Genomic DNA, 3,494 nt, shown 5'->3' on the forward strand with positions numbered 1-3,494 from the left:
GGCGCGGGTTCGACGCGGCGCTGTTCCACGACGACGACGGCACCACGTGGCTGCTGGGCGGGGTGGTGGGCGGCGGGGTGGTCGGGGGCGGTGTCGTGGTGTTTGTCAGTCCGAAGAACGCGATGGCGGACGCGGCCATCCCTCCGGAGGGCAGGCTGTGCCCGGCACCCTGGATGCTGTACGCCTCGACCTGGACGGTGCCGCTGCTGTCGGCGTACCGGCGCCGGTTCCAGTTGGCCTGGGGCGTGTCGGTGGAGGTGGGTGTCTGGCTCAGCCCGAACACGTTTGTCCACTGCTCGATCGTCTCCTGCAGCAGCGAGTACGGCACGAGCGTGTCGCTGGTGCCGTGCCACAGCTGCACCCGCGGCCGGGGCCCGGAGTAGCCGGGGTACGCCTGGCGCACCGCGTCGCCCCACTGCTGGGGAGTCCGGTTCATGTTCCCGCCGGTGCACTGGCTGCTGCCGGGCGGGTAGTCCGCCGCGTTGGCGAAGCAGTTGTACGGCACGCCCATGAAGGCGGCGCCGGCCTTGAACACGTCGGGATAGAGGGCCAGCATGTGGTTCGTCATCATGCCGCCGGATGAGCTGCCGGTGGCGTAGACCCGCTCCGGGTCGGCCGAATACTGCTGTTGCACGTACCGGATCATGCTGATGATCGACACCGGGTCGCTGCCCCCACCACGCCGCTTGGCGGCGTCCGACCAGGTGTCGAAGCAGTTGCCGAAGCCGGCCTGCTGGGTCGCGGACGGGTAGATCACGATGTATCCGTACCGGTCGGCCTGGCTGGCGAACTCGCTTCCGGAGTAGAAACCGGGGCCGGACCCGCCGCAGCCGTGCATCGCCACCACGACCGCTGGCCGGGCCGGGCGGTTGTCCGGCACGTAGACGTGCATGCGCATCCGGCCCGGGTTGTCGCCGAAGCTGGTCACCTCGGTCAGTGACGCCGCGTACGCGGGCCCGACCGTGGGGGCCACCAGGCCGGCCGCGACCAGTGACGCGGCCAGCGTGAGTAGCAGTTTCCTTCTGATTTTCACCGCACGACTCCTTCGATTGCCTGTGCAGGCTGGATTGGTCGTGCGATCCGGTTGCGGGTCTGCCCGACTCCCGCGGTGATCGCACGATGCCCGCTACCTGTGGTTCGCCCAGCCCGGCTTCGGATGGCGTCGCGTGGCAATTAGTGTTCCCCCCGGACCAGCAAGTGTCAATCGAGGAAGCTCTATTTGCGGTGGGTCGCGCCCGTCCGTCTACAGTCGTCATACCGTCCCCGAGGAGCACGGAGCGCCTGTGGCAAGCCTCTTCGACATCGACGAGATCTATCCGGACGATGGCGACCACCCACTCCGGCTGCCCCGCCGGCAGGTCGGCAACTCACCCCAGGGCGTCGCGGTGACCCTGTTGGCCGACTACACGCTGCGGACCCGGGTCGCCCTCCCGTCCGCTGCCATCGTCGCGTTGCTCGCTGAGACCGGCGTGACGACGGCCGGAGCGCGGACCGCGATCAGCCGGTTGGCCCGCCGTGGCGTGTTGGAGGGCAGTCGGCTGGGGCGACGCAGCTCCTACCGGCTCAGCCGCGCAGCCGCCGCCAATCTCTCCGCCGGAGGCCACTGGATTCTCGCCTCCACCACCTCGACGGGCCGGTGGGACGGTAGCTGGACGATCGTCGCCTTCTCGCTGCCGCAGGACCGCAGTACGCAGCGCCGGGCGCTGCGGGCGCAACTTCGGTGGCTCGGTTACGCGCCGCTGTACGACGGGCTGTGGATCTCGCCGCAGAAGTTGACCCCTGCGGCTCGGGCCCAGCTCGACCAGCTCACCCTCGGCGCGGTCACGGTGTTTCGTGGGCGGCAGACCGCGCTCGCCTCGACCATTCACCGTGCGCCGATCGAGGCCTGGGACATCGAGGCGATCAGCCGGAGCTACGACGCGTTCCTGCGTCGTTGGACGCCACTGTTGCCCGCCGTGGCGTCCGGGCAGGTCGACGGTGCCGCGGCGGTGCGGGCCCGGACCGAGGTCATGGACACCTTCCGACGTTTCCCGGTCCTCGACCCGCAGCTGCCGGTGGAACTCCTTCCACGGGAGTGGCTCAGGCAGCCGGCGCGGGAGCTGTTCGAGGCCGTCTACGACGGCCTCGCCGCACCCGCCGAACGACACGTCCGGGCGGTCGTCGAGCGGTTCGCCGACGCCGCCCAGCCCGGCATCGAGGCGCACACCACCGCCGACCTCGTCGCCGGCATACGCGCCGATGCCGATCCGGCGCAGCCGTCTGCGAGTGCCACGGCCACCGGGTGTTCGTGAGCCGTTGGGCAGCCGCTGTCGGGTGGCGACTGTGAGCGATAACAGGATTGCCCTCTGAAGCGGTCCGGGTGGCGCGGTGGTAAGACTCGTCAGCTGGTCGCGCGGCGGTTGAGCACTGTCGCCCTGGGCGTTTGGTACCGGGCGAAACGCGGCGTTCCGGGAGATCGGCGTGAACGGCCCGTTACGTCTTGACGAACGGCATGTTATCGCTCACTCTCGATATAGAGGACGATCGCTGTCTCGGCTCACCGGGCGAGCCGTACCGATCGGCCCACCGATCAGGACGTCCACAAGGGCATGCGGACGTCACCTCGGGACCCGGCAGGCGCCGGCGACAGCCCTCTCGGACTGTGCGTGCTGATGCCGGGCGGCCAGGAGGACCGCCCCGATCAGCTGTTCCGAGCGAAGTGGCACATCACCACCACCGATGCAACCACTGAAAAGGAACGCCATGAAACCCATGAGAACGATGCTGGCGGCGGCGACCATGGCCGTCGCCCTCACCACCGGTATGACGGTGGCGCTGACCCCCGCATCCGGTGCCGGCACGACCCTGAAGGCGGCCGCCGCCGAGAAGGGCCGCTACTTCGGCGCGGCTGTCGCCGTCGGCAAGCTGTCGACCAGCGCATACACGACGATTTTGAACCGTGAGTTCAACAGTGTCGTGGCCGAGAACGAGATGAAGTGGAGCTCGACCGAGCCGCAGCAGGGCACCTTCACCTACTCCAGTGGTGACCGCCTGGTCAGTCACGCGCAGGCCAACGGCATGAGCGTGCGGGGTCACACCCTGTTGTGGCACGCGCAGCAGCCGGGCTGGGCGCAGGGCATGTCGGGCAGCGCGTTGCGCAACGCGATGATCAACCACGTCACCCAGGTCGCCACGCACTACCGGGGGAAGATCTACGCCTGGGACGTGGTGAACGAAGCGTTCGCCGACGGTGGTTCGGGTGGGCGGCGTGACTCGAACATGCAGCGCACCGGCAACGACTGGATCGAGGCGGCGTTCCGGGCGGCGCGGGCGGCGGATCCGGGTGCGAAGTTGTGTTACAACGACTACAACACCGACGGGGTCAACGCGAAGTCGACGGGCATCTACAACATGGTGCGGGACTTCAAGTCCCGTGGCGTGCCGATCGACTGCGTGGGTTTCCAGTCGCACCTGGGCACCTCGCTGGCCGGTGACTACCAGGCCAACCTGCAGCG

Annotated in this window: 3 protein-coding genes; 2 read left to right on the forward strand and 1 reads right to left on the reverse strand. The window is 68.8% G+C overall.

Translation table 11 applies throughout. The annotated features are described in order from the left end of the window. Positions 1–1,033: PHB depolymerase family esterase (locus ABZ749_RS31920; protein WP_357234370.1), on the reverse strand; the 1,033-nt coding region annotated here is incomplete at its 3' end. 250 nt (positions 1,034–1,283) lie between these two features. On the opposite strand from ABZ749_RS31920, the gene ABZ749_RS31925 reads away from it, so the two are divergent. After that, positions 1,284–2,291 carry a PaaX family transcriptional regulator C-terminal domain-containing protein gene (locus tag ABZ749_RS31925; RefSeq protein ID WP_357208236.1) on the forward strand — a complete coding sequence of 336 codons (1,008 nt, stop codon included), beginning with the start codon at positions 1,284–1,286 and terminating at the stop codon, positions 2,289–2,291. 451 nt (positions 2,292–2,742) lie between these two features. Further along, on the forward strand, positions 2,743–3,494 hold a 752-nt coding region (locus ABZ749_RS31930; protein ID WP_357234373.1), incomplete at its 3' end, for an endo-1,4-beta-xylanase.

Source organism: Micromonospora sp. NPDC047753, assembly GCF_040642735.1.
In the GTDB taxonomy this organism is placed as follows: Bacteria; Actinomycetota; Actinomycetes; order Mycobacteriales; family Micromonosporaceae; genus Micromonospora.